The organism is Acidiphilium sp. PA (genome assembly GCF_026191915.1).
Classification (GTDB): Bacteria; Pseudomonadota; Alphaproteobacteria; order Acetobacterales; family Acetobacteraceae; genus Acidiphilium.
In genome coordinates this window covers 433,972-459,227 of the sequence record NZ_JAIMBY010000002.1, presented here as the reverse complement: position 1 = coordinate 459,227, position 25,256 = coordinate 433,972, and the positions used below count along the sequence as shown (strand labels likewise).

The 25,256-nt window shown below is 65.1% G+C and carries 22 protein-coding genes; 14 read left to right on the top strand and 8 right to left on the bottom strand.

The features are described from left to right. The first annotated feature begins 104 nt into the window (after positions 1-104). The 5 genes from AruPA_RS05720 (at position 105) to AruPA_RS05700 (ending at position 7,583) form a co-directional block, all read left to right on the top strand. Complete coding sequence (locus AruPA_RS05720; RefSeq protein WP_265635679.1) at positions 105-2,204, top strand: 3-hydroxyacyl-CoA dehydrogenase NAD-binding domain-containing protein; 2,100 nt, start codon at positions 105-107, stop codon at positions 2,202-2,204. After that, the gene (pimA, locus tag AruPA_RS05715) at positions 2,201-3,898 is read left to right on the top strand and encodes a dicarboxylate--CoA ligase PimA (RefSeq protein WP_265635678.1); all 1,698 of its coding nucleotides are present in this window, start codon (positions 2,201-2,203) and stop codon (positions 3,896-3,898) included. Before AruPA_RS05720 ends, pimA begins: the two co-directional genes overlap by 4 nt. After that, the gene (locus tag AruPA_RS05710) at positions 3,899-5,080 is read left to right on the top strand and encodes an acetyl-CoA C-acyltransferase (RefSeq protein WP_265635677.1); all 1,182 of its coding nucleotides are present in this window, start codon (positions 3,899-3,901) and stop codon (positions 5,078-5,080) included. It begins immediately after the preceding gene. 10 nt (positions 5,081-5,090) lie between these two features. Beyond that, the gene (gene pimC / locus AruPA_RS05705) at positions 5,091-6,302 is read left to right on the top strand and encodes a pimeloyl-CoA dehydrogenase large subunit (RefSeq protein WP_265635676.1); all 1,212 of its coding nucleotides are present in this window, start codon (positions 5,091-5,093) and stop codon (positions 6,300-6,302) included. 162 nt (positions 6,303-6,464) lie between these two features. After that, entirely contained in the window at positions 6,465-7,583 is a 1,119-nt protein-coding gene (locus AruPA_RS05700; protein WP_265635675.1) for an acyl-CoA dehydrogenase family protein, read from the top strand. Here AruPA_RS05700 and era read toward each other — a convergent pair. Genes era through lepB form a run of 3 tightly spaced genes read right to left on the bottom strand, consistent with a single transcriptional unit; the run spans position 7,580 to position 9,887 of the window. Further along, the gene (gene era / locus AruPA_RS05695) at positions 7,580-8,467 is read right to left on the bottom strand and encodes a GTPase Era (RefSeq protein WP_265635674.1); all 888 of its coding nucleotides are present in this window, start codon (positions 8,465-8,467) and stop codon (positions 7,580-7,582) included. The genes AruPA_RS05700 and era overlap by 4 nt on opposite strands. Then, positions 8,464-9,132, bottom strand: coding sequence for a ribonuclease III (gene rnc, locus AruPA_RS05690; RefSeq protein WP_265635673.1), 669 nt, complete (start codon positions 9,130-9,132; stop codon positions 8,464-8,466). Before rnc ends, era begins: the two co-directional genes overlap by 4 nt. After that, a complete protein-coding gene (gene lepB, locus AruPA_RS05685; RefSeq protein WP_265635672.1) occupies positions 9,129-9,887 on the bottom strand; it encodes a signal peptidase I in 759 nt (252 codons plus the stop codon). Before lepB ends, rnc begins: the two co-directional genes overlap by 4 nt. A 141-nt stretch (positions 9,888-10,028) precedes the next feature. On the opposite strand from lepB, the gene AruPA_RS05680 reads away from it, so the two are divergent. Next, entirely contained in the window at positions 10,029-11,285 is a 1,257-nt protein-coding gene (locus AruPA_RS05680) for a D-alanyl-D-alanine carboxypeptidase family protein (RefSeq protein WP_265635671.1), read from the top strand. 159 nt (positions 11,286-11,444) lie between these two features. Here AruPA_RS05680 and AruPA_RS05675 read toward each other — a convergent pair whose 3' ends face one another. From AruPA_RS05675 to AruPA_RS05660, 4 genes are all read right to left on the bottom strand, one after another. Further along, positions 11,445-12,944 carry an ATP-binding protein gene (locus AruPA_RS05675; protein ID WP_265635670.1) on the bottom strand — a complete coding sequence of 500 codons (1,500 nt, stop codon included), beginning with the start codon at positions 12,942-12,944 and terminating at the stop codon, positions 11,445-11,447. 9 nt (positions 12,945-12,953) lie between these two features. Further along, complete coding sequence (locus tag AruPA_RS05670) at positions 12,954-13,637, bottom strand: response regulator transcription factor (RefSeq protein WP_265635669.1); 684 nt, start codon at positions 13,635-13,637, stop codon at positions 12,954-12,956. Further along, positions 13,637-14,680, bottom strand: a complete 1,044-nt coding sequence (locus tag AruPA_RS05665; RefSeq protein WP_265635668.1) for a S1C family serine protease — start codon at positions 14,678-14,680, stop codon at positions 13,637-13,639. Before AruPA_RS05665 ends, AruPA_RS05670 begins: the two co-directional genes overlap by 1 nt. 135 nt (positions 14,681-14,815) lie before the next feature. After that, positions 14,816-15,955 (bottom strand): UDP-galactopyranose mutase, encoded by a 1,140-nt coding sequence (locus tag AruPA_RS05660; RefSeq protein WP_265635667.1) that lies wholly within the window; start codon positions 15,953-15,955, stop codon positions 14,816-14,818. Between the two features lie 244 nt (positions 15,956-16,199). On the opposite strand from AruPA_RS05660, the gene AruPA_RS05655 reads away from it, so the two are divergent. From AruPA_RS05655 to ptsP, 5 genes are all read left to right on the top strand, one after another. Then, the gene (locus AruPA_RS05655; protein WP_265635666.1) at positions 16,200-16,622 is read left to right on the top strand and encodes an HPr kinase/phosphorylase; all 423 of its coding nucleotides are present in this window, start codon (positions 16,200-16,202) and stop codon (positions 16,620-16,622) included. Then, positions 16,619-17,626 carry an RNase adapter RapZ gene (gene rapZ / locus AruPA_RS05650; protein WP_265635665.1) on the top strand — a complete coding sequence of 336 codons (1,008 nt, stop codon included), beginning with the start codon at positions 16,619-16,621 and terminating at the stop codon, positions 17,624-17,626. Before AruPA_RS05655 ends, rapZ begins: the two co-directional genes overlap by 4 nt. Then, positions 17,623-18,045 (top strand): PTS sugar transporter subunit IIA, encoded by a 423-nt coding sequence (locus tag AruPA_RS05645; protein WP_265635664.1) that lies wholly within the window; start codon positions 17,623-17,625, stop codon positions 18,043-18,045. The genes rapZ and AruPA_RS05645 overlap by 4 nt, the downstream gene beginning before the upstream one ends. An 8-nt stretch (positions 18,046-18,053) precedes the next feature. Further along, positions 18,054-18,353 (top strand): HPr family phosphocarrier protein, encoded by a 300-nt coding sequence (locus tag AruPA_RS05640; protein ID WP_265635663.1) that lies wholly within the window; start codon positions 18,054-18,056, stop codon positions 18,351-18,353. A gap of 96 nt (positions 18,354-18,449) precedes the next feature. Beyond that, the gene (gene ptsP / locus AruPA_RS05635) at positions 18,450-20,237 is read left to right on the top strand and encodes a phosphoenolpyruvate--protein phosphotransferase (protein ID WP_265635662.1); all 1,788 of its coding nucleotides are present in this window, start codon (positions 18,450-18,452) and stop codon (positions 20,235-20,237) included. Here the strand turns inward: ptsP and AruPA_RS05630 are convergent. After that, positions 20,234-21,604: a formimidoylglutamate deiminase gene (locus AruPA_RS05630; protein WP_265635661.1), complete on the bottom strand. Its 1,371-nt coding sequence runs from the start codon at positions 21,602-21,604 to the stop codon at positions 20,234-20,236. The two genes, ptsP and AruPA_RS05630, sit on opposite strands and share 4 nt — an antisense overlap. Positions 21,605-21,686: 82 nt before the next feature. On the opposite strand from AruPA_RS05630, the gene hutI reads away from it, so the two are divergent. From hutI to hutG, 3 genes are read left to right on the top strand one after another with little or no spacing between them, the layout of a single operon-like run. Next, positions 21,687-22,892: an imidazolonepropionase gene (hutI, locus tag AruPA_RS05625; protein WP_265635660.1), complete on the top strand. Its 1,206-nt coding sequence runs from the start codon at positions 21,687-21,689 to the stop codon at positions 22,890-22,892. Beyond that, positions 22,892-24,427: a histidine ammonia-lyase gene (gene hutH / locus AruPA_RS05620; RefSeq protein WP_265635766.1), complete on the top strand. Its 1,536-nt coding sequence runs from the start codon at positions 22,892-22,894 to the stop codon at positions 24,425-24,427. The genes hutI and hutH overlap by 1 nt, the downstream gene beginning before the upstream one ends. After that, the gene (gene hutG, locus AruPA_RS05615; protein ID WP_265635659.1) at positions 24,424-25,248 is read left to right on the top strand and encodes an N-formylglutamate deformylase; all 825 of its coding nucleotides are present in this window, start codon (positions 24,424-24,426) and stop codon (positions 25,246-25,248) included. The genes hutH and hutG overlap by 4 nt, the downstream gene beginning before the upstream one ends. Positions 25,249-25,256: the final 8 nt, after the last annotated feature.

Here is a 25,256-nt window from a genome sequence, read left to right as displayed (position 1 = left end):
GCATCCCTTACCCGATGCCCGACCGCCCCCCTTGCATGACCTCTGCCCGCAAGCGATAAAGGGTTAACCAATAGTGCCCCCCAATAAGCACGATCCGAGGAACCATGAGCCAGCCAGTCGTTGATCTCGACATGACCAATGGAATCGCCGTCATCGCGATCGATAGCCCGCCGGTGAACGCGCTGGGCCACGCGGTGCGATCCGCATTGCTCGACGCGCTGACCAGGGCCGAGGCCGATCCGGCCACGAAAATCATTATTCTCGCGTGCCGGGGCCGCACATTTTCCGCCGGCGCCGACATTACCGAATTCGGCAAGCCGCCGCGCGATCCCGGCCTGCATGAGGTGATCGAGCGGTTCGATCAATGCGCAAAACCGACCATCGCCGCGCTGTTCGGCACCACGCTGGGCGGCGGCCTCGAACTCGCGATGGGCTGCCACTATCGGGTGGCGACCGAAACCACACGGATGGGCCTGCCGGAGGTTAAACTCGGCCTGCTGCCCGGTGCCGGCGGCACCCAGCGCCTGCCACGCCTGATCGGGCCGGAAAAAGCCGTCGCCGCGATCGTTTCCGGCAAAATGATCGGCGCCAAATCCGCCTTGGCCGATGGGCTGATCGACGCCATCGTGACCGATCCGGTGCAGGGGGCGATCGATTTTGCCCACACGATCGATCCGGAAGCGACGGTGCGGGTCCGCGACCGCGCGGACAAGATCGCGCCGGCCCAGGCCAATCCCGCCGCATTCGAGCAAGCCGCCGCCGAGGTCACCCGGCGCCTGCGCGGCGTCGAAGCGCCGGCCGCCTGCGTGGAGTCGGTGCGCAACGCCTTCACCCTGCCGTTCGAGCAAGGTTTGGCCGCCGAGCGCGACATGTTCATGCGCCTGGTGGTGGGCGACCAGTCCCGCGCCCAGCGCCATATTTTCTTTGCCGAACGCGAGGCCCAGAAAATCCCGGGCATGGAACCGGGGCTGAAGCCGGCCCCGGTGAAGTCGGCCGCCGTGATCGGCGCCGGCACCATGGGCGGCGGCATCGCGATGAATTTCGCCAATGCCGGCATTCCGGTCACGCTGATCGAAACCGACGAGGCGGCCTTGCAGCGCGGGCTCGACCGGGTGCGTGACACCTACGATATTTCAATCAAGCGCGGCGCCCTGCCCGCGGGTGCGACCGCGCAGCGCATGGCCCTGTTCGCCGGCACCACCGACTGGTCGCGCATCGCCGAGGCGGACATGGTGATCGAGGCGGTGTTCGAGGAAATGGACCTCAAGAAGCAGGTTTTCGGCCGGCTCGATGCGGTCGTGAAACCCGGTGCGGTGATCGCAACCAACACGTCCACGCTCGATGTCGATGCCATTGCGCACGCAACCAGGCGACCCGCCGATGTCCTCGGCATGCATTTCTTCTCGCCCGCCAACGTCATGAAACTGCTCGAAATCGTGCGCGGCAAGGCGACCTCGCACCAATCGATCGCCACCGCCATCGCGGTCGGCAAAGCCATGGGCAAAGTGCCGGTCGTGGTCGGCAATTGCGATGGCTTTGTCGGCAATCGCATGCTCGCGCGCCGCACCACCGAATGCGAGCGCCTGCTGCTCGAAGGCGCCTTGCCACAGCAGGTCGATGCCGTGGTGCTGAACTTCGGCTTCCCGATGGGGCCGTTCGCGATGGGTGATCTGGCCGGACTCGACGTCGGCTGGCGGATTCGCAAACATCGCGGCGTTACCGCGCCGATTTCCGACACGCTGTGCGAACAGGGCCGCTTCGGCCAGAAAACCGGCCGCGGCTACTACATCTACGAGAACGGCAGCCGAACACCGACGCCCGACCCCGAAGTCGCCGCATTGATCGAGGCGACAGCGGCACGCCTCGGCATCACGAGGCGCGCGATCAGCGAGCAGGAAATCCTGGAACGCATGACCTACCCGATGATCAATGAAGCGGCGCGCATTCTCGAGGAAGGCATCGCGATCCGCCCGTCTGACATCGATGTGGTCTGGGTCTACGGCTATGGCTGGCCGGTCTGGCGCGGCGGCCCGTGCTTCCATGCCGACCTGGTCGGCTTGCCGACCATTGTCGAACGCCTCGCGCATTACGCGAAGGCCACCGGCGACGCGGGGTTGCAACCGTCTGCCCTGCTCACCCAACTTGCCGCCGAGGCCAAGGGGTTCGCCGATTTCGGCAAAGGCGCGAAAGCGGCTGGCGCGTGAGCGAGCGGCCGTTCCCCTGGGAGCGGAACTATCCGGTTGGCCTGCCGTGGGACATTGCTGTCCCGCGCGAGACCATCCCCGCGATGCTGGGCAACACGATCGCCCGATACGGGACGGCGCTTGCGCTCGAATACCGCGACGCGCGGATCACCTTCGATGATCTTGGCAGCGCCATAGGCGATGTCGCCAGGGGTCTGATCACCCTCGGCCTGCGCCGGGGCGACCGTGTTGCGTTATATCTGCCCAACACGCCCGCCCATCCGTTCGCATTCTTCGGTGCGCTGAGCGCGGGGCTGGTAGTGGTGCACCTGTCGCCGCTCGATGCCGAACGCGAACTGGCCCACAAGCTGCACGACTCCGGCGCGCGGGTCGTGGTCTGCACCAACCTCGGCACCATGCTCGCCATGGCCCTGAAACTGCTCGATGCCGGGCATATCGATCGGCTGATCGTGGCTGACGATGCGCATTATGGCCCGGTCGGCGGCATGACGCATCCGCCGATCCCGCAGGATGATCCACGAATTATCACGATCGATGCCCTGCGCGCGATGGGGCGCGACGGCACGGCCGAACTGCCGCTGACCGATCCCGATGATCTTGCCTTGCTGCAATATACCGGCGGCACCACCGGCCTGCCGAAGGGAGCGATGCACACCCACGCCACCTTGCGGGCATCGGTTGCGATCTATGCCGCGTTTTTCGACGGCCAGGGACGGTTTCCACCCGGTGAGCGGTTCCGCGCCATCTGCGTCCTGCCGCTGTTTCACATCTACGCCCTCGTGGTGCTGTTGCTGCTGCAACTCTCGCGCGGCAGCACATTGATGCTGCGCCTCAAATTCGATGCCGAAACCACTTTGCGTGACATCGAACTCAACGGCGCGAGCTATTTTCCCGGCGTGCCGACCATGTGGATCGCGCTTGCCAATGTCGCCGATCTCGACAAGCGCGACCTGTCCTCGCTGAAACTGGTCGGTTCCGGCGGTGCACCCCTGCCGGTCGAGATCGGGTTGCGGTTCGAGCGCCTCACCGGCATGCGGCTGGGCGGCGGCTGGGGCATGACCGAGACCGCCTCGGCCGGCACCGGCAATCTGCTCGATGGCATATTCAAGCACGGCTCCGCCGGCATGCCGCTGCCCGGCATCAAGCTCGACGTCGTTGCCCTCGATGATCCGACGCGCGTGCTGCCCTATGGCGAAACCGGCGAGATCCGCATCAAATCGCCCAATTTGTTCAAGGGCTACTGGAACAACCCGGCGGAAAACGCGAAGGCCTTCGTCGATGGTCATTTCCTGACCGGCGACATCGGCCTGATCGATCAGGACGGCATGGTGTTCCTGGTGGACCGCAAGAAGGACATGATCCTTTCGGGTGGCTTCAACGTCTACCCCACCCAGATCGAGCAGGCGATCTACGAGCATCCCGGCGTTGCCGAGGTGATCGTGGTCGGTATCCCCGATGATTATCGCGGCCAGTCTGCCAAGGCGTTCGTCACCCTCAAGCCTGACGCGCCCGCCTTCGATATCGGTGAACTGCGCGCATTCCTCGCCGACAAGCTCGGCCGCCACGAGATGCCGGTCGCCCTCGAAATCCGCGATGCCTTGCCGAAAACATCGGTCGGCAAATTCTCCCGCAAGGAGCTTGCGGCCGAAGCCCTGGTTCATCATCAACAACAATCCGTCAGTCAGGAACGCTAAATGGTCGATGCCGTCATTGTCTCCACCGCCCGCACCCCGATCGGCAAGGCGTTTCGCGGCGCCTTCAACATCACCACCGGCCCAGCACTTGGTGCCCACGCGCTGCGCCACGCCATGGAGCGCGCGAAGCTCGACCCGCGTGAGATCGAAGACGTCGTGATGGGCTGCGCCACGCCCGAAGGCACCACCGGCGGCAACGTCGCCCGCCTCGCGGCGGTCCGTGCCGGCGTCTCGACCGATGCCGCGGCCATGACGGTCAACCGCTTCTGCTCCTCCGGCCTGCAGGCCATCGCGCTGGCCGCGCATGAGATCATCGTCGAAGGCGCGCCGGTCGCGCTGGCCGGCGGCCTCGAATGCATCAGCATGACCACCAACCCGGTGAACAACGGCCGCAACCTCGACCCCTGGCTGCTCGAACACAAGCCGCAGGTCTATATGCCGATGATCGAAACCGCCGACATCGTCGCCGCCCGCTACAACATCAGCCGCGCGGCGCAGGACGAATACGCGCTCGAAAGCCAGCGCCGCACCGCCGCCGGCCAGCAAGCCGGCCGGTTCGATGCCGAGATCGTGCCGATCACCACGACCAAGGCGGTCGAGAACAAGGAAACCAAGGCGATCTCGCATGAAGAGGTCACCCTGCGCCAGGACGAAGGCAACCGCCCCGACACCACGCTGGAAGGTCTGGCGAAACTCAAGCCGGTGCGCGGCGAGGATCAGTTCATCACCGCCGGGAATGCCAGCCAGTTGTCGGATGGCGCATCGGCCTGCGTCATGATGTCGGATACCGAGGCGGCGGCGCGTGGTCTGACGCCGATGGGCGTTTTCCGCGGATTCGTCGTCGCCGGCTGCGAGCCGGATGAAATGGGCATCGGCCCGGTGTTCGCCGTACCACGATTGCTGAAGCGCCACGGCCTGACCGTCGATGACATCGATCTATGGGAACTCAACGAAGCCTTCGCCAGCCAGGTGCTCTATTGCCGCGACCGGCTGGGCATCGATCCCGCCAAACTCAACGTCGATGGCGGCTCGATCTCGATCGGCCATCCCTACGGCATGAGCGGCGCGCGCATGACCGGCCACGCCCTGATCGAAGGCAAGCGGCGCGGTGCCAAATTCGCCGTCGTCACCATGTGCATCGGTGGCGGCCAGGGTGCCGCGGGCCTGTTCGAAATCAACTAGGAGATTAGCGATGGAACTGAGTTTTTCGGCCGAGGAAATTGCCTTTCGTGACGAAATCCGCGCCTTCATCCGCGACAATCTGCCGCGCGACGTGCAGCAGCGCATGATCGAGGGGCGCGAGATCGGCAAACAGGACATCGTCGACTGGCAGGCCAAACTCAACGCCAAAGGCTGGGCAACGCCACATTGGCCCAAGGCATGGGGCGGCCAGGATTGGAGCCCGGTGCAGGAATTCATCCTGATCGACGAACTGCAATCCGCCCCCGCGCCGCAGCCGCTGGCCTTCAACGTCTCGATGGTCGGGCCGGTCATCGCCACCTTCGGCAATGACGAGCAAAAGAAAAAATTCCTGCCAGGCACGGCAAGTCTCGACATCTGGTGGTGCCAGGGTTTCTCCGAACCCGGCGCCGGCTCCGATCTCGCGGGCTTGAAAACCACCGCGCGGCGCGAAGGTGACCACTACATCATCAACGGCCAGAAAACCTGGACCACGCTCGCGCAGTACGCCGACTGGATTTTCGTGCTCGCCCGCACCGACACCCAGGCCGCCAAGAAGCAGCAAGGCATCTCCTTCATCCTGGTCGATATGAAAACGCCGGGCATCACCGTGCGCCCGATCCAGTTGATCGACGGTGGGCACGAGGTGAACGAGGTCTGGTTCGACGAGGTGAAAGTCCCCGCCGAAAACCTGGTCGGTGAGGAAAACAAAGGCTGGGACTACGCCAAATTCCTGCTCGGCAACGAACGCACCAGCATCGCCCGCGTCGGCGTCTCCAAACAGCGCCTGCGCCGGGTGCGCGAACTCGCGGCCAAGGAGCGCGCGGGCGCCGGCAGCCTGATGGACGCGCCCTGGTTTCGGGAAAAAATCGCCAATGTCGAAATCGACCTGAAGGCGCTCGAGATCACGCAGTTGCGCGTGCTCGCCGAAGCCCGCAAATCCGGCAAGCACGGCGCGCCGGACCCGAAATCGTCCGTGCTGAAAATCAAGGGTTCGGAAATCCAGCAGGCGACCACCGAGCTTCTGATGGAAGTCGTCGGCCCGCTCGCCATGCCCTACCAGCGCTCGACCGATGCCGAAGACGAAGGCAACAACACCCCGATCGGGCCGGACGACGCAGCCTATGCGGCACCGACCTATTTCAACTGGCGCAAGATTTCGATTTATGGCGGGTCTAACGAGATCCAGCGAAATATTATCGCCAAAGCCATATTGGGATTTTAAGTAAACAGGGTTCTTTTTTGCAAAAAAGAACCAAAAAACTCTCTCTAATTTGTTCGGGTGGCGCACGAACTGCGCCACCGACTGAGGCCTAGGGTCAAAAAGTTTTTTGCTTCTTTTTTCCAAAAAGGAAGTCTTTTTCTTCGCTCCTAAGGAACCGCCGCCATGGACTTCGACTTCACCGACGAGCAACGCCTCCTTCGCGACAGCGTCAGCAAACTCTTCGCCAACCGTTACGCCGATTTCGAAAAGCGCAAGGCCTATGCCAAGCAGCCCGAAGGGTTCGACCGCGCGATCTGGGCCGAATACGCCGAGGCCGGCCTGCTCGCCCTGCCGTTCGATGAAGCGCATGGCGGCTTCGGCGGCGGCCCGGTGGAAACCATGATCATCATGGAGGAAATCGGCAAAGCCGCCGCGCTGGAGCCCTATATGCCGAATGCGGTGTTCGCCGGCGCCATCCTGCGCCACGGCGCGAGCGCTGCGGTGAAGGACGCGATCATCCCGCATCTCATCGCGGGCGAAGCAATGATCGCGGTTGCCCATACCGAACGCCACTCGCGCTACGACCTTAACGACGTCACCACCACCGCGCGGCGCGACGGTGATGATTTCGTGATCGAGGGCGACAAAACCGTGGTGATCGGCGGCGATTCGGCCGACCACCTGATCGTCAGCGCCCGCATCTCAGGCGGCACGCGCGACCGCGACGGCATCGGCCTGTTCCTGATCGATGCGAAATCGGCAGGTGTCTCGCGCCGTGGCTACGCCATGCAGGACGCGCTGCACGGAGCGGAAATCTCGCTCGCCAATGTGCGCGTCCCCGCATCGCACCAGGTCGGCGATCTCGCCGTGCTCGAACGCGCGGCCGATGAAGCGATCGCCGCCATCTGCGCGGAGGCGGTCGGCGCGATGGAAGCGCTGATCGCTATGACGGTCGATTACATGAAAACCCGCAAGCAGTTCGGCGTCGCGATTTCGGCCTTCCAGGCGCTGCAACATCGCGCGGTCGATATGTATGTCGCCCTCGAGCAGGCCCGCAGCATGGCGATTTTCGCTGCCCTTTCAGCCGCCGACAGCGATGCGAAAACCCGTGGCGAAGCCATGGCAATGGCGAAATCCGCGGTCGGCAAGGCGGCCAAATTCGTCGGCCAGCAATCGGTTCAGCTGCACGGAGGTATCGGCGTGACCATGGAATACAAGGCCGGCCATCTGTTCAAGCGCCTGACCATGATCGATCTGCAGTTCGGCGACGCCGATTACCATTTGCGGCGGCTCGCCGCCTAACCCTCCAACCCGAGCGCCCGCAGCCGGGCCGATTCCTCATCCCAGCCCGGCCGGTCCTTGACGTTGAGAAACAGATGCACCCGCCGCTCGAGCAGCCGCTCGAGCTGGCTGCGGGCCTTGCTGCCGATCGATTTGATCTGCGCCCCGCCCTCGCCCAGCATGATCTTCTTGTGGGCGATCCGCGCGACATAGACCGTCACCTCGATCCGCGCCGAACCATCCGCCAGATCCTTGAAACTCTCGGTCTCAACCGAGGCGCCGTACGGAATTTCCTCGCGCAGCTGCATGAAAATCTGTTCGCGCACCAACTCGGCCGCCAGCATCCGGTCGGTCTGGTCGGTCATTTCATCCGCGGGATACAGATGCGGCCCTTCCGGCAACGCATCGCCCATCGCATCGAGCAGCCGGTCGATCCCGTCGCGCTTGAGCGCGCTGACCATGAACACCTCGGCGAAACTCCCCGCCTTCGCCAGCGTGTCCGCCAGCGGCAGCAATTTCTCGCGCGCCAGCAGATCGATCTTGTTCAGGATCAGCCAGCGCCTCCGCCCGGTGCGCGCCAGCGCCTCGAGCGGTTCGGCCAGATCATCGGGTTTGGCGCGAAACGCATCGACCAGCATGCACGCCAGATCGGCGCCGGCGACCGAATCCCACGCCGCCGCCACCATCGCCCGATCGAGCCGGCGCTTGGGCGCGAACAGGCCCGGCGTGTCGATCAACACGATTTGCGCCTCCCCGCGCATCACGATGCCCGAGACCCGGAACCGCGTGGTCTGGGCTTTCGGCGTCACGATCGAGACTTTCGCCCCCACCGCCTGGTTGAGCAGGGTCGATTTGCCGGCATTGGGCCGGCCGAGCAGCGCGACATAGCCGCAGCGCGTGGTCATGATGTCAGCCGATCCAGTAAAATGCGCGCAGCAATCTGTTCGGCCTCGCGCTTGGTGCCGCCCTCGCCATCGGCAAATGAGGTCCCGATGGTCACCCGGATATGAAACTTCGGCGCATGCGCCGGACCGGATCGTCCGATCATATCATAAACCGGCAGCACCGGGCCCCGCGCCAGGGCGAATTCCTGCAACGCGGTTTTCGGGTCCTTGGGCGGTGCCGCATCCTGCGCGTCGATTCGCGCCGCAAACGCCCGGCGAATAAAGTGACGCGCCGGCTCCAACCCGCCATCGCTGTACAGCGCGCCGATCAGCGCCTCGAGCGCATCGGCCAGCACGGTCGAACGGTTTCGCACGCCGCGCCGCGATTCCCCCGGCGAGACCGCCAGCAGATCGGCCAGCCCGATCGCCTCGGCGATCGAAGCGAGCGAAGGCCGCGAGACCAGATGCGCCAGCCGCGGCCCGAGCCCGCCTTCCCGCTCGTTCGGGTAACGCTCGATCAGCCACTCCGCCATCAGCAGCCCCAGCACCCGGTCACCGATGAATTCCAGCCGTTCGTTCGAGGCCATGCCGCCCTGCCCGACCGCCGAACGATGCGTCAGAGCCTCGGCCAGCAAATGCTTGCGGGTGAACTCATGGCCGAGCAGCGCTTCGGCCTTGGTACTCATTTGATGACCGTGAACAGCCGGTCCCACCGCACATCGACCGGCCAATACCAGAATTCCCACCAGGGATGATCGAGCCGGATCGAGAACCAGATGATACGCGCCCGTCCTACGAAATTCTCGAGCGGAATATAGCCGACAGCATCGAGAAACCGCGAATCCTCGCTGAAATCGCGGTTGTCGCCCATCATGAACAGATGATCAGGCGGAACGTGATAGACAGGCGTATTATTGGCAAATCCCTGGTCGGTCGCCTTGGCGATCAAATGAGTGACGCCATCCGGCAGTGTCTCATGATAGAGTTTCACCGTGATCGGCACGCCCTGCCCGTCATCGATCGGGGTTTCCACGTAGGTGCCCGCCGGCGTGCGCGGCACCTGCTTGCCGTTCAGGATCAACTGACCGTCCGTTACCTGCACCGTGCTGCCCGGCTCACCGATGACGCGCTTGATGTAATCGATGCTGGGATCGCGCGGCAGTGCAAACACCGCGATCTGCCCCTGCTTGGGCAGGGAGCCGAAAATCCGCCCCTTGAAATCAGGCTCGCCGAACGGAAACGACCAGCGCGAATATCCGTAGTTGTATTTCGTCACCAGCACGAAATCGCCGGGCAGCAGCGTCGGCGTCAGGCTGCCGGATGGGATGAAAAACGGCTCGAACAGAAAGGAGCGGATCACCACCGCGATCACGACCACATAGATCAGCGTGACGATCCATTCCTTGACCACGCTGCCGGTAGTTTGAGCCTGTTGCGCCATGTTCGATCAGTTCCTGTTCAACCGCCGCTTCAACCGTGCGGGACCGGGGAAGTCAAGGAAGCGGTCACCACGGCTGCGTGATTTGCGCCGACACGCCGGACGATTGTAGGACAGTAACACCCTAACCGCCTGGACCATGACATGACGCGCCACACCGCATCGCCGTTCCGCACAATCGTCTTTACCGCCCTCGCCCTCCCCGCATTGATGACGGCCGCAACGGCGGCGACGGTGCATCACCACGGCAAACCGGCCCCGCACGGACCAAAGTCTGCCGCGGTGCCTGCGGTTCCGGCCGGCCCGCCGCCCACCGCCCCCCTCGCCCTGCCCGGCATGGCCGCGCCGCCGGTGCTCGCCGATCAGGCGGCCTATGTGCTGATGGATGCCAAAACCGGCGCCGTCCTCGCCGAAAAAGCCTCCAGCCTCGAATGGCCCCCCGCCAGCCTGACCAAGCTGATGACCGCCTATGTCACCTATCAGGCCATCGCGCACGGCACGCTCAAAATGGATCAGACCGTGCCGGTCAGCGACGCCGCCTGGCACACCGGCGGCTCGCGCATGTTCATCTCGCCGGGCATGACCGTCACGGTCGATCAATTGCTGCATGGCCTGATCATCGATTCCGGCAACGATGCGGCTGTGGCCCTGGCACAGGCAGTCGCCGGCAACCGCGCCGCCTTCGTCGGGCTGATGAACCATCAGGCCAAGCTGCTCCACCTGACCGGGACCCATTACGTCAACGTCGATGGCCTGCCCGACCCCGCCCTCCGGACCACCGCCATGGATGTCGCGACCCTCTCGCGCGCCATCGTCACGCAATTCCCGCAATATTTGAAAATCTCGGTCAAAAAACACTTCACCTTCAACAAGATCACCCAGCCGAGCTGGAACCCGGTGCTGTTTCACGATCCTACGGTCGATGGACTGAAAACCGGCCGCACCAACGAAGCCGGCCACTGCATCGATGCCACGGCCGTACGCAATGGCAGACGGCTGATCGCCGTCGTGCTCGGTGGCCCGAACTGGACAGCCAGCACCCACGATATCGAAGCCCTGCTCGACTACGGCTACCAATTCTATACCGATGCCACGATCGCCAAAGCCGGGACCCCGATCGGCTCCATGCCGGCCCCCGGCTACCAGACCACCACCGTACCCGTCGCCGCCGCCCATGACGTCGTCATGACCATCCCGACCCAGGCGGCCAAGACACTGAAAACCACCATCAGTTACGACACCCCACCCGCAACCGGCGTCAAAGCCGGCACGACGGTCGGCACCATCACTATCAGCGCCGACGGCAAAACCCTCGCCACCGTCCCCGCCGTGGCAACCACCGCCGACCAACCAGCCGGCCTGATGACCCGCATGATGCGCAGCATCAAACACGCATTCTGACCACCACGCGCCGGAGTGAGTCGCGTGGGGTTGGGCGTCTGGGGTAAGCAAGGCGCGGGTAAGCAAGGCGGGTAAGCAAGGCGGGTAAGCAAGGCGGGTAAGCAAGGCGGGGGGGAGAGCCCTGGCCTTACTTACCCCAGGCACCTAACCCCAAGCGGCTCACTCAGGCCCGGGTGGTGCGATTTCGGATTTGCGCATTGTCTGGGCCCATAATTTGATGCGCAGTGTGGCTTCTGGGTTGAGGGCGCGGCGGGGCAGTACCAGGACCGCGCGCAGTCCGGGGCGGTTGTCGTCCAGCCTGAGGACGCCGCCATGCAGATGGGCGATGGCGGCCACCAGGGCGAGGCCCAAGCCGGTGCCAGGGGTCGAGCGGGCTTGTTCACCGCGGTAGAACCGTTCGGTCGCCCGCGGGCGGTCGGCTTCGGGGATGCCGGGGCCCTGGTCGGCGATGTGGATTTCGATCTGCTGGGCATCCATGCGTGCCGAGACCGAAACCTGATGATCGGGCGGGGAGAACTTGATCGCGTTTTCGAGCAGGTTCGCGATCGCCTGCTGGATCATGTCACGATCGCCCACCATCGGCAGCTCCAGCGGCCAGGCGGTATCGATCGTGATGTGCCGCTCTTCGGCGACCGCTTCGAAAAACTCGGCGAGGTCTTCGAGCACCGGGGTGAGATTGATGCTGGCAAAAGCGGAGCGGCGCGCACCGGCCTCGATCTCGGCGATGCGCAGCAACGCCTGGAACACTTTGACCACCCCATCGAGTTCGCTGGTGGCACGATCGACCGCGCCGCGCAGTTCATCCTCGGTCCGCGCGTGGGAGACAGCATCTTCCAATCGCGCGCGGGCGCGGGTGATCGGCGTGCGCAGATCATGCGCGATCGAGTTGGAAACTTCGCGCACCCCATCCATCAGGCGGGTGATGCGGTCGAGCATATCGTTGATGGTTTCGGCCAGCTCGTCGAATTCATCGCCGTGGCCGGAGCGGCGGACCCGCTGCGTCAGGTCACCGCGGGCGATCGCGCGGGAGGTTGCGGAGATATCGGCAAGCGAGCGCTTGAACAGCCCGCGGATCACCAGCGCGCCGAGCGTGCCGAGCAACAGCATCGCGGCGAGCGCCCAGATCAGCCCGTCGCGCAGTACGCGGCGCAATTGCGAGCGGGTGCTGACGTCGCGCCCGACCAGCAGCTGAAAACCGCCTGGAAGTTCGTAATAGCGCATCAGCGCGTGCGACCGTTTTCCGGCGCGCTCCACGGGCACCTGGTACCACGCGTTCGGCATGGAAATACCGGTGGGCCAGCGGCTCATGTTGCCCGCAACCCGGTTGCCGAGCGGGTCGACCAGCAGATAGATCGCGTTTTCGTTGATGTCTTCGTTGATCCTCGTGTCGAGCGTCAGCACGAGCGCCGGCAAGCCGCCGGTCTTGAAATGGGCAGCGAGGGCACGGGCATCGCTGCGAATGGCTTCATGGGTCTGCCGGTCGAGCAGGCCGATCGTGGAGTAGCGCAGCGACGCGGCAAGCAGGATGGTGGAAACGCCAAACACCAGCGCATACAGGATGGCAAAGCGCACCCCCGCCGAGCGAAGCAGCCGCCGGCGTTTCGGCGGCCTTGCTCCGGCGGGTTTCGCTTCGGATGCGATGGGCGTGGTGATGCTCACACGACGGCCTCAGGGCTCCTCTACGCGCAGCATGTATCCAGCGTTGCGAACCGTGTGCAGCAGCGGGGCCTCGAACGGCTTGTCGATTTTCTGTCGCAGGCGCGAAATATGCACGTCGATCACATTGGTCTGCGGGTCGAAATGATAATCCCACACGCCTTCCAGAAGCATCGTGCGGGTCACGACCTGGCCGGCATGGCGCATCAGATATTCCAGCAGCCGGAATTCACGCGGCTGCAGATCGACCTTCTGCCCCGCGCGCTTCACGCCACGCGAGAGCAGATCCATTTCCAGATCGCCGACGTTGAGCCGTGTCGTCGGCCCCTCGCCCTTGCCGCGGCGCGACATCGCCTCGACCCGCGCGAGCAGTTCAGCGAAAGCGAACGGCTTGGTCAGATAGTCATCGCCCCCGGCCTTGAGCCCCTTCACCCGGTCATCGACCTGACCGAGGGCCGAGAGAAACATCACCGGCGTCGCATTATCCTGTGCCCGCAGGGTTTCGAGCAGGCGCAATCCGTCGATCCCGCCGGGCAGCATCCGATCGAGAATGATCGCATCGAAATTCTCTGATGCCGCCATGAAAAGCCCATCGCGCCCGTTATCGGCGTGTTCAACCGTATGGCCGGCTTCGCGCAGACCCTTGACCACGAAACCGGCCACGTCCTTGTCGTCTTCCACAATGAGTATACGCATCAGTCACTCCCCAATTCCGCCGGCCTTCGGCCGACCGTTACTGAAAGGTCGAACAATCGACCGTCCCGATCCATCCGCAGATGTTCCACCGTTCCCGGCGGCACCGATGCGATGGCGCGGATCAGCGCGCTCGCATCGTTGACCGGCAAATGGTTAATCGCCATCACAATGTCACCGGGTTGCAATCCGGCCGCCCCGGCCGGCCCCGACGAATCCACCCGTGTCAGGCGCACGCCGGGTTGGCCGGACGGCAGATCGCTGACGGAGACCCCCAGCCAGCCGCGCGGAATGGTGCCATGGGCAATCAGGGCTTCGACAATGCGGCGCGCCATATTCGATGGTATGGCGAAACCGATGCCGACCGACCCGCCGGAGGGCGAGACGATGGCGGTATTCACGCCAATCACGTGCCCCTTCATGTCGAACGAGGGTCCGCCCGAATTGCCGGGATTGATCGGCGCATCGAGCTGCAGGAAATGATCGAACGGCCCATCGCCGATCTGGCGGCCGCGCGCCGAGATGATGCCGGCGGTGAACGAGGTGCCGAGGTCGAACGGATTGCCCGCCGCCAGAATCCAGTCACCCACCTGCATATGCGCCGAATTGCCCCAGGTGATCTGCGGCAGCGGCCGGCCCGCCTCGACCTTGATGATCGCCAGATCGGTCAGCTGATCCGTCCCGATCACCCGCGCCTGCAGGCGCTGACCATCATCGAGCGTCACGATGATGCGCTGCGCATCGCCGACGACGTGGTTGTTCGTGACGATGATGCCGGACCTTGTTACGATGAACCCCGATCCCGCAGCCTTGCTCACCGCGGTCGCGCCGGCGTAACCCTGCGGTCCAGGCCGCGCTTGTGAAATGATCGGCGGTGAGGGGCTTGGCTGTCCGTCGAACTGGGTTACCGCGACGCCGACCACCGTGGGCGCCACCTGGCGGACGAGGGGTGCGAAGCTCGACGGCATCGCCGATGCGCCGCGACACCGCAGCGCCCAGGGCGCGACGGCAAGACCAGCGATGATCGCGCGGCGTCGAGCCGGCATACACGAATCCTATTCTCAAGCCGGTTCAAGACATGACAGTGACCCACCGCCCATGCAACATTCCACCAGCGGGCGTTTCGGGAGCGTTGCGGCGACGTTACGAGCTTGGCATATTGGACCCCGGGTCGATCGCGGTCATGCGCGGGCAGCGATCCAGCGGCGCGCGGTGCTCAGTGATTGGTTGATCACCTGATCCATGTCGAGATACTGATACGTGCCGCACCGGCCGATAAATGACATTCGAGGCAAGGATTCATCAGCGATCGCCTTGTATTTGCTGTATATCGCTTGAAAGCGGTTGTCCGCGGTCTTCACCGGATAGTAGCGTTCGCGATGATTGTCGCGATAGTCGCACGGTTCCTCGGCGGTGATCGTGCGCCGTCCGGTTTCGTGCACGATGTGGTGCGGCAGGCAATCCCACCGCGTCTCGCGGGTCAACGATCCCGCGTCGGTATAATTCGTCACACTCCAATCCTGCGCCGGCGCATCGGCGATCGTGCGCGTGTGGAAGCGAATCGAGCGGTAGGGCAGTTCGCCTTCGCTGAAATCGAAATAGGCATCAATCGGCATCGCATTGAAACAGAAGGCATAACCCGCAAGCATGCCGCGATCGAAAGCGGTCGTGAGGGCAACCGAGATCAGCGGGTGATCGAACAGCCGTTCAAAGACCGCGGTATACCCGTCACGCGGCATCATCTGGATCTCGTCATCCGCGAAATACGTATCGGTCCGGTCGCTGCGCAGGGGAATCCGCTTGACCACCGCCGCCGCCATGTCCTCAAGGTCGAACGCCCACATTTTTTTGGTATAGGGCCGAAAAAACAGATCGGTCAGATCGCGGCCGATATGGGCATACAGATATTCCGCCGCGTTCGCCGGTTCCGCGATCGGAACGGCGACGCGAGCGAGGTGCTCGGCGACCTGCTCCGGTGTCGTATAGGACGTGCCGAACACCAGATTGACGGTATCGAGATTGATGGGCAACGGCGCCATCACGCCGCTGGGCAAACGCGCCCGCACCCTATGCGTATAGTCCACGAATGTGCCGAATTGGCGCAACCAATCGGCGATCGGCTTGTTTTTGGTATGAAAGAGGTGCGGCCCATAGGCATGGACCCGGATGCCGTTGGCGTCGACATGGTCATAGGCATTACCGCCGATATGCGGCCTGATATCGATCACATCGACCCGATAGCCCGCCTCCGCGAGCACCCGAGCGTGCACGGCACCCGAAAATCCGGCGCCCACGATCAGAACCGGCTTGGTTGGCGTCACGCTGCTCTCCTTGGCTTCGGCTGCGATCTATGGCGAATGCCGTGCCGTCTAGGCAAGAGTTCGAACCGGTTCCAGGCCGCTGGCATGCCCTTCAGCGGGCGCCGCGGCACCATCCAACACCGGCAGCGGCCCGCGGTTACCGGAAATTTTGCGGGCAATATCTTACAGAATCATAAAGATTTGGAATTAACTGTGTGACCTCCCCCTTTTGTTTCACCCTGAAACTTGCCACAATCATCAGACGATGTCTGTTCACGGGTCCTGCGCTGCGTTTGGCGATGATGCGATACTGCTGCTCGGTTCGCCGGGATCTGGCAAATCGGACCTGTTGTTGCGACTGCTCGATCGTGGCTTTTCGCTGGTCGGCGATGACCAGCTCGTGATCGAAAACACCCGGATCCGCGCCGCCACGCCGTTGAGCGGCCTGCTGGAAGTGCGGGGGGTCGGCATTTTCCAGGTGCCGTGCCAGGCCAGTGCGCACCTGCGGCTGATCGTCACGCTGGGGATCGAGGCGGTCCGGCTTCCCGCACCCGTGGCCGACCCCGCCTTGAACATCGCGACCCTCACCGTCGATCCTCGCGCACCGAGCGCGGCCATCAAGATCGCCTGGGCCCTCGATGCGATCTGCGGCCGAAAAACCCAGTACTGCGGTGCCTTCGCGGCATGAGCACGCCCAATCCCAGACTGATCGTGGTCAGTGGCCTATCGGGGGCGGGCAAGAATTCGGTGCTCCGGGCGCTCGAGGACCTTGGCTACGAGGCGGTCGACAATCCGCCGTTGCGGCTGGTCGAAACATTGATCGGCGCGGCAAAGCCACTCGCCGTCGGGCTCGATGCGCGAAATCGCGATTTCTCGGCCGCCGATATCCTCGATACTCTGGCCCGCCTGAGACTGACGCATGTCGTGCAGCCGGAGCTGATCTTCGCGATCGCTTCGGACGAGGTGCTGCAACGCCGCTTCACGGAGACGAGGCGGCGGCATCCGCTCGCGCTGCAAGGCACGGTGCGGGAAGGCATCGCGACCGAGCAGGCGCTCACCCGGCCGCTGCGCGACGCGGCCGATTGGGTCGTCGATACGTCCGACCTGCCGCTCGCCACCCTGCGCCAGATGATCGAGACGCGGTTCGGCACCAATAATCCGGGGCTTGCCATCACGCTGGCCTCGTTTGCCTTTCCGGCCGGCATTCCGCGCGAGGCCGATCTGGTGTTCGATGCGCGGTTTCTGCGCAACCCCCACTACATACCGGACCTGCGTCCGCAGACCGGGCTGGATCGACCGGTTCGTGCCTATATTGAAACCGATCCGGATTATGCCGAATTCATCGACCGTGTCGCGGGTCTGGTCAAATTCCTGCTGCCGCGCTTTGTGCGCGAAGGCAAAAAATACGCAATGGTTGCGATCGGTTGCACCGGCGGGCGGCACCGCTCGGTCGCTTCGATCGAAGCCTTGGGGGACATCCTGCGATCGCAGAGCTGGGTGGTTCAGATCGACCACACCGCCATCCGGTCCGAGATCAGCGGGCGTGACTTGAATACCACAATGACTGGCCCCAACGCCGACCAGACCGCCAGTTCGGCGCCATCGGTGCGGCGCAAGGCGGCAAACCTGCCCTCGGCGCCCGGAAAATCGGGCGAAGTTCGGAGACATTTTATGAGCGGAGCGTCGAAATGATCGGCCTCGTTTTGGTCAGCCATGGCAACCTCGGCGTCGCGCTGCGCGATGCCATGGAGCATGTGGTCGGGCCGCAGCGCAATGTCGCAACCGTGTCGGTCGAAGCGGACGCCGATATCGAAACCCAGCGAATCGAAATCGCCGCCAAGGTGGCCGAGGTCGATACCGGCGACGGCGTGGTCGTGCTGACCGATATGTTCGGCGGCACGCCGTGCAATCTGTCGATGTCGATGCTCGATCGCTCGCATGTCGAGGTGATCGCGGGGGTGAATTTGCCGATGCTGGTCAAGCTCGCGAAAATCCGCGGTACGCACACGCTGGCCGATGCGGTCCATATCGCCGAGGCGGCCGGGCGCAAATACATCGCCTGCGGTTCGGAAGTGGTGCATACGATCTCGCCGCGCCGCGCCTGCGGCTGAGCCTCGTCATGTCTGAAGACGGCGGCCCTTCATCGACACGCCTGGTGCAGACCGCCACAATCTGCAACGCCCGCGGCCTGCATGCGCGCGCGGCGGCCAAACTGGTCACGCTCGCCGAAAAATTCAGCGCCTCGGTCGAGATTTCGCGCGACGGCCAGTCCGTCTCGGCGCAATCGATCATGGGGTTGATGATGCTGGGCGCCGGCCAGGGCTCGGTGATCGAAATCGCCGCCGACGGCTGGGATGCCAAGGAAGCCCTGGCCGCCGTGGCCGGGCTGATCGATGCGGGGTTCTACGAAACCGGCTGATCGCGCGCATCTGCCCATCAAACCGGCGATTGCATCTTTATTTTGCAATCGCCTTGCGCGTCTGTATTGTTACAGAATGAACGCCATCGAGTCGCCATGAAACCGGCCGGCCCGCGCGGCCGTCGCCAGACCAGGCTGGCCGGCACGCCGATCGTGCCGGGCATCGGCATCGGCGCGGTCACCCTCGCCGACGAACCGGCGCTCGCGGTGATCCGCCAGAAAATCGCCGCGACCGACATTGCCGCAGAACTCCACCAGTTCGAAGCGGCGGCAGCCCAGTCGCGCAAGCAACTCAGCCGGCTGAACGAACGCCTCGCCGGGCTGCCGGATGCCGCTCAGGCCGAAATCGCACCGCTGCTCGATGCGCATATCCATATGCTCGGTAACTCGCGACTGATGCGTGCAATCCGCACCGCGATCGCTGAACGGCTGGTCTCCGCCGCGACGGCGGTAATCGACGTCACCGAGGATCAGGCCCAGGCCGTGCGTCATGGCCCGCGCTATGGCGATGATGGCGCCGCCGCGCGGCAGGCCGATGAAATTCGCGATATCGGCCGGCGCCTGCTGCGAAATCTGACCCGCCTGCCGTTCCGCAGCTTCGCCGATCTGCCGCAGGGCAGCGTGCTGGTGGTCGAACGGCTGCGCCCGGCCGATGCCGCGCTGATCAACCCGGCGCAGTTCGCCGGCATCGCCACCGAAGAGGGTTCCGCCGAGGATCATACCGCCGTCATGCTGCGCGCGATCGGCGTGCCCGCGGTGCTGGGCATCGCCGGTCTGCTCGCCGCGGTGCGCCAGGATGCCGTGGTCGTGCTCGATGGCGAGGCCGGCACGCTGATCGTCAACCCGAGTCCGGCCAGCCTCGATGAGGCGGCGCGCCTGCGCGCGGTGTTCGCCCGCGGCCAGCGCAGCCTCGGGCGGCTGCGGCGGCTCGCCTCGGAAACGCTCGACCATGTGCCGATCGAGTTGCACGCCAATCTGGAACTGCCGTTCGAGCTGCCGATGGTCGCGCAATCGGGCGCCACCGGCATCGGCCTGATGCGCAGCGAATTCCTGTTCATGAACCAGGACACCCTGCCCGATGAAGACCGCCAGTTCGCCACCTACCGCGAGACGGTGCTGGCGATGGACGGCGACCCGGTGACGATCCGCCTGCTCGACTGGGGCGGGGACAAGCAATCGGACGGGCCGGGTGCGGAGCTGATCCCCAACGCGCGCGAGGCCAACCCGGCCCTGGGGCTGCGTGGCGTGCGGCTGCTGTTGCACCACAGGAGTTTGCTCGAAACCCAGCTTGCGGCATTGCTGCGCGCCGCCGCGTTCGGCCCGGTGCGGATCATGATCCCGATGGTCTGCTGCCTGACCGAGCTGACCGCGGTGCGCCAGGCGATGCGGCTGGTGTGGCGTCGGCTGGAGGCGGCGCAGATCCGGCTGCCGGCCGAACCGCCGCCGCTGGGCGTGATGATCGAAACACCGGCGGCGGCGCTGAACGCGGCCACGCTGGCGCGCGAGGCGGCGTTTTTTGCGATCGGCACCAATGATCTGACGATGTACACGCTCGCGGTCGATCGCGCTGTCGCCGGCACGGTCGCGCTTTACGATCCGCTCGATCCCGCCGTACTGAAGCTGATCGGCATGACGATCGAGGCAGCGCGGCAGGCCGGGATTCCGGTCTCGCTGTGCGGCGAGCTGGCCAGCCGCACCGGCGCGGTGCCACTGCTGATCGGCCTCGGGCTACGGCAGTTGTCGATGCATGGCGGTGCGGTGCTGAAAATCAAGCGGGCGGTCCGCGCCACCGACAGCCGCGCCTGCGCGGATCTGGCCGCGGCGGCGCTGGCCGCAACCGGCGCGGCCGCGGTGCACGCGCTGATCGAGGATGCGGCGGCTTAACCCGCCAGTGTATCGGTCAGGCGGCGCAGCACCGCGCGGAACCGCGCCGCGACCGGCGCCTGCGCGTGATGCCGGCCGCCCGATACCACCAGCCGCCCGCCCGCGTAGACCCGATCGATCAGCCGCGTGCCGCCGACGAACACGAATTGGTCGAACCAGCGCGCCGGCGGCAGCGCCGCCAGATCGCTACCGGCGTGATCGAGCACCACGATATCCGCGCGGTTGCCCACCGCGAGCACGCCGATCGGCTGACCCATCGCCTGCGCGCCGCCCTGCCAGGCACCGCGCAGCAGCACCTCACCGGCCGAACCGTGCGGGCTGAGCACCACCCGGCGCTGGTCGCGCAGGCGCTGCGAGGTGTCGAGCTGGCGCAGCTCCTCGGCGGCATCGATCCGGATCAGTGAGTCGCTGCCGATGCCGAACCGCCCGCCCGCTTGGAAAAACGCGGGGCCGGCAAAAATCCCGTCGCCCAGATCGGCCTCGGTCAGCGGGCAGAGACCGGCGACCGCGCCGCTGGCGGCAAGCCGCGCGGTCTCGGCGGCGGTCAGATGCGTCGCATGGATCAGGCACCAGCGCTGATCGACCCTGGCATGATCGAGCAGCCAGGCGACCGGCGGCGCACCGAGGGAGGCGATACAATCATCCACCTCGATCATCTGTTCGGCGGCGTGGATATGGATCGGGCCGGTCGGAAACAGCCGGCCGATCGCGGCGACATCCGCGGGCTTTGCCGCGCGCAGTGAATGGGGTGCGACGCCGAGCACGGCCTGCGGCATCGCGGCGCGCAACAGCGCAGCGGTATCGTCATGCAGGCGCAGAAACGCATCGCGATCGTTGATGAAGCGGCGCTGGCCCGGCTCGGCGTCGCGGCCGATGCCGCCGGCGCTGTACAGGCAAGGCAGCAGCGTCAGGCCGATGCCGCTCGCCTGGGCGGCGGCGATCACCCGCCCCGCCAGTTCGGCGCGGCTGGCGTAAGGCGTGCCGGTGGGGTCGTGATGGACGTAGTGAAACTCACCGACCGTGGTGAAACCGGCCTGCAGCATCTCGACATAGGCCATCGTGTTGACCGCCTCGATCTCGTCGGCATCGAGCGCGTTGACCACCTGATACATCACATGCCGCCACGACCAGAAATCCTCGCCCGGCCGGTTGCCACGCTCGGCTAGGCCGGCCATCGCGCGCTGGAACCCGTGGCTGTGCAGGTTGGCGAGGCCCGGCATCGCGATGCCGGGCACGATGTCGCAACCGCCCTGCCCTGCCCCGGTGGTGATACCGGTGATGATGCCGGCATGATCGATCGTGACGGCGACATCCGGCTGCCAGCCATCCGTCAGCCAGGCCCAGGCGAACCACAAACTTTGCGCCATCGTTTTGCTCCACAATCCGGCTTGAACCGAAATCCGAACCGGTTGTATATACAACTCGTTCGATCTTGTCAGGAGCAGAAATTTGCACTGCGACCGCCTCTGGACTCACGCCCATATCGCGACCTGCCCGGCCGATGCAGCGGGACTGGGCATCATTCACGACGGCGCGATCGCGGCGAAGGACGGGCGGATCGTCTGGTGCGGGGCGCGTGCCGCGATGGGCGCCATCACCGCGACGGAAACCATCGATTGCGGTGGGCGCTGGGTGACGCCGGGGTTGATCGATTGCCATACCCATCTGATCTTCGCGGGCGACCGCTCCGATGAATTCGCCCGCCGCCTCGCGGGCGAATCCTATGCCGATATCGCGCGGGCGGGCGGCGGCATCGTTGCCAGCATGCGCGCGACCCGCGCCGCTGACCCGGCCATGCTGTATGCCGCGGCATCGCACCGGCTTGCCGCCTGGGAGGCGGAGGGTGTCACCACGATCGAGATCAAATCCGGCTATGGTCTCGATGTCGAAACCGAACTTGCCGTGCTGCGCACCGCGCGCGCATTGGGTGCAACCGGGCGGATGCGCGTGGCGGCCACCTATCTTGGCGCGCACGCCATACCGCCGGATCGGGCGCGGGCGGAGTATCTCGATCTGGTGTGCGATCACATGATCCCGCTGATCGCGCGTGAAGATTTGGCCGATGCGGTCGATGGATTCTGCGAAACCATCGCCTTCACGCCCGCCGAGATCGAGCGGGTGTTCACCGCCGCCACGGCGCATGGGCTGGCGGTGAAACTGCACGCGGATCAACTCGCCGAAGGCGGTGGTGCGGCGCTCGCGGCGCGTTACGGCGCGATGTCGGCGGATCATCTGGAATACGCCTCGGAATCGGGCATCGCGGCGATGGCGGCGCGCGGCACCGTCGCGGTGGTGCTGCCGGGTGCGTATTACGTGCTGCGCGAACCCACGGCCCCGCCGGTTGGCGCGATGCGCCGCGCGGGGTGCGCGATCGCGGTGGGAACCGATTGCAACCCCGGCACCTCGCCGATCATGTCGCTGCGCCTGTCCGCCCATATGGCCTGCGTCCTGTTCGGCCTGACCTTCGATGAGGCGTGGCGCGGCATCACCATCAACGCGGCCAGGGCGCTGGGGATCGCCAGCGAGACCGGTTCGATCGTCGAAGGCAAATCCTGCGATCTTGCGATCTGGTCGGTCGACTCCCTCGCCGAGGTGCTGGCCTGGATCGGCCCGGCGCCGCTGTACCGGCGCGTTCTGAAAGGCAATGATCGATGATGGTCCTGAAGCCCGGCGCGATGCGCTATGGCGATTGGCGCGCGCTGTATGATGGGGCGGATTTCACGCTCGATCCCGCGTGCCGTGCGGGTGTCGCTGCGAGCGCCGCGGTGGTTGCGGGTATCGTCGGCAAGGATGACGCTGTCTACGGCATCAACACCGGCTTCGGCCTGCTTGCCTCGACGCGGATCGACCGCGCCGATCTCGCGACTTTGCAGCGCAATCTGGTGCTCTCGCATGCCGCCGGCGTGGGCGATCCGTTGCCGCCGAAGCTGGTACGGCTGATCCTCATTCTGAAAATCGCGAGCCTGGCGCAAGGGGCTTCTGGCATCAGACCCGAGACGCTCGATGCGCTGCTGGCGCTGGTGGCGCATGACATCATGTCGATCATTCCGGCGCAGGGTTCGGTCGGCGCATCGGGCGATCTCGCGCCGCTCGCGCATCTGGCCTGCGGATTGTTAGGGATCGGCGATGTGCTGGTGGCGGGTGTGCGCAAGCCGGCCTCCCAGGCGCTCAGCGAGGCGGGGCTCGCGCCGGTGACACTCGGGCCGAAGGAAGGTCTCGCGCTGCTGAACGGCACGCAGGTCTCCACCGCGATCGCTTTGGTCGGCTTGTTCGAGGCGGATGATCTGTGCCGTGCCGCGCTGATCACCGGCGCGCTGAGCACGGATGCGGCACGCGGTTCGGACGCGCCGTTCGATGAGCGGATTCATACTTTACGGGGCCACGCCGGGCAGATTGCAGTGGCGCGCGCGCTGCGCAGCCTGATGGCGGCGAGCCCGATCCGCGACTCCCACCGCACCGGCGATCCGCGCGTGCAGGACCCGTATTGCCTGCGCTGCCAGCCGCAGGTGATGGGCGCCGTGTTCGACCTGCTCGCGCAGGTGCGGCGAAGTTTGACCATCGAGGCCAATGGCGTTTCGGATAATCCGCTGGTGTTCGCCGACACGAACGAGGTGATTTCGGGCGGCAATTTCCACGCCGAACCGGTGGCGTTCGCGGCCGATTTGTTAGCGCTCGCGATCGCCGAGGCCGGCTCGATCGCGGAGCGGCGGATTGCGATGCTGGTCGATCCCGCGCATTCCGGCCTGCCGGCGTTTTTGACCCGCAAGCCCGGGTTGAATTCGGGCTACATGATCGCGCATGTCACGGCGGCGGCGCTGGTTTCGGAAAATCGGATGTTGGCGCATCCCGCCAGCGTTGATTCGATTCCGACCTCGGCCAATCAGGAGGATCATGTCTCGATGGCGACGCATGGTGCGCTGCGCAGCCTGCGGATGGCGGGCAATCTGGCCTCGGTGCTAGGCATCGAATATCTGGTCGCCTGCCAGGCGCTCGATTGCCTGGCACCGTTGCGGACCAACGACATGCTGGGACGGGCGCATGGCTTGCTGCGCGCGGCGGTGCCGGAACTGGGCGATGACCGGCTGCTGGCACCCGACATCGCCGCGGCGCGCGCACTGGTGGCGGGCAATCAACTCGTCCGCCACGTCGCTTGTGACGAACTGCCGGTTCTGGAGCGCGATTTCGCATGAGCGATCCTGCATTTCTGACCATCCGCCCCGGCAATTCACGCCTGATCCTCAGCATTCCGCATGCCGGCATCGAAATTCCCGCCGCACTGGCGGATCGCTACGTCTCGCGCTGGCAGGCGCAGGCGGATGCCGATTGGTGGTTGCCGCAGCTTTACGATTTCGCCGAAGATCTCGATATCACCATCATCCGTACGGCAATCTCGCGCAGCGTGATCGATGTCAATCGCGATCCGGGCGGTGTGTCGCTCTATCCCGGCATGGCGACCACCGGCCTGTGCCCGACCGAGGATTTCGATGGGCGGCCGCTGTACCATCCGGGCGCTCCACCGGACGATGATGAGATTGCCGAACGGCTGGCCGGCTATTTCGCGCCCTATCATGCGGCCTTGCGGCAGGCGATCGCGCGGTTGCGCGCGATACACGACAACGTCGTGTTATTCGATGCCCATTCGATCCGGTCGGTCATCCCGCGCCTGTTCGAAGGCGTGCTGCCGGTGTGCAATCTGGGCACGAACGACGGCGCCTCGGCATCGCGCGCTCTGCTGGCGGTGCTGGCCGCGCGCTGTGGCGCGAGCGGGTTCAGCCACATCACCAACGGGCGGTTCAAGGGCGGCTATATCACGCGGCATTACGGCGATCCGGCCGGCGGGGTGCATGCCGTGCAGCTTGAACTTGCATGCCGCGGCTATATCGACGAGCCGGATGGCGCGATTACGCAGGACAACTGGCCGACCGCCTATGACGCCGCGCGTGCCGCGCCGATGCGCGCGCTGTTGCGCGAGTTGTTCGACGCCTGCCTTCATCACGATCTATCATCCTAACGGAGTGC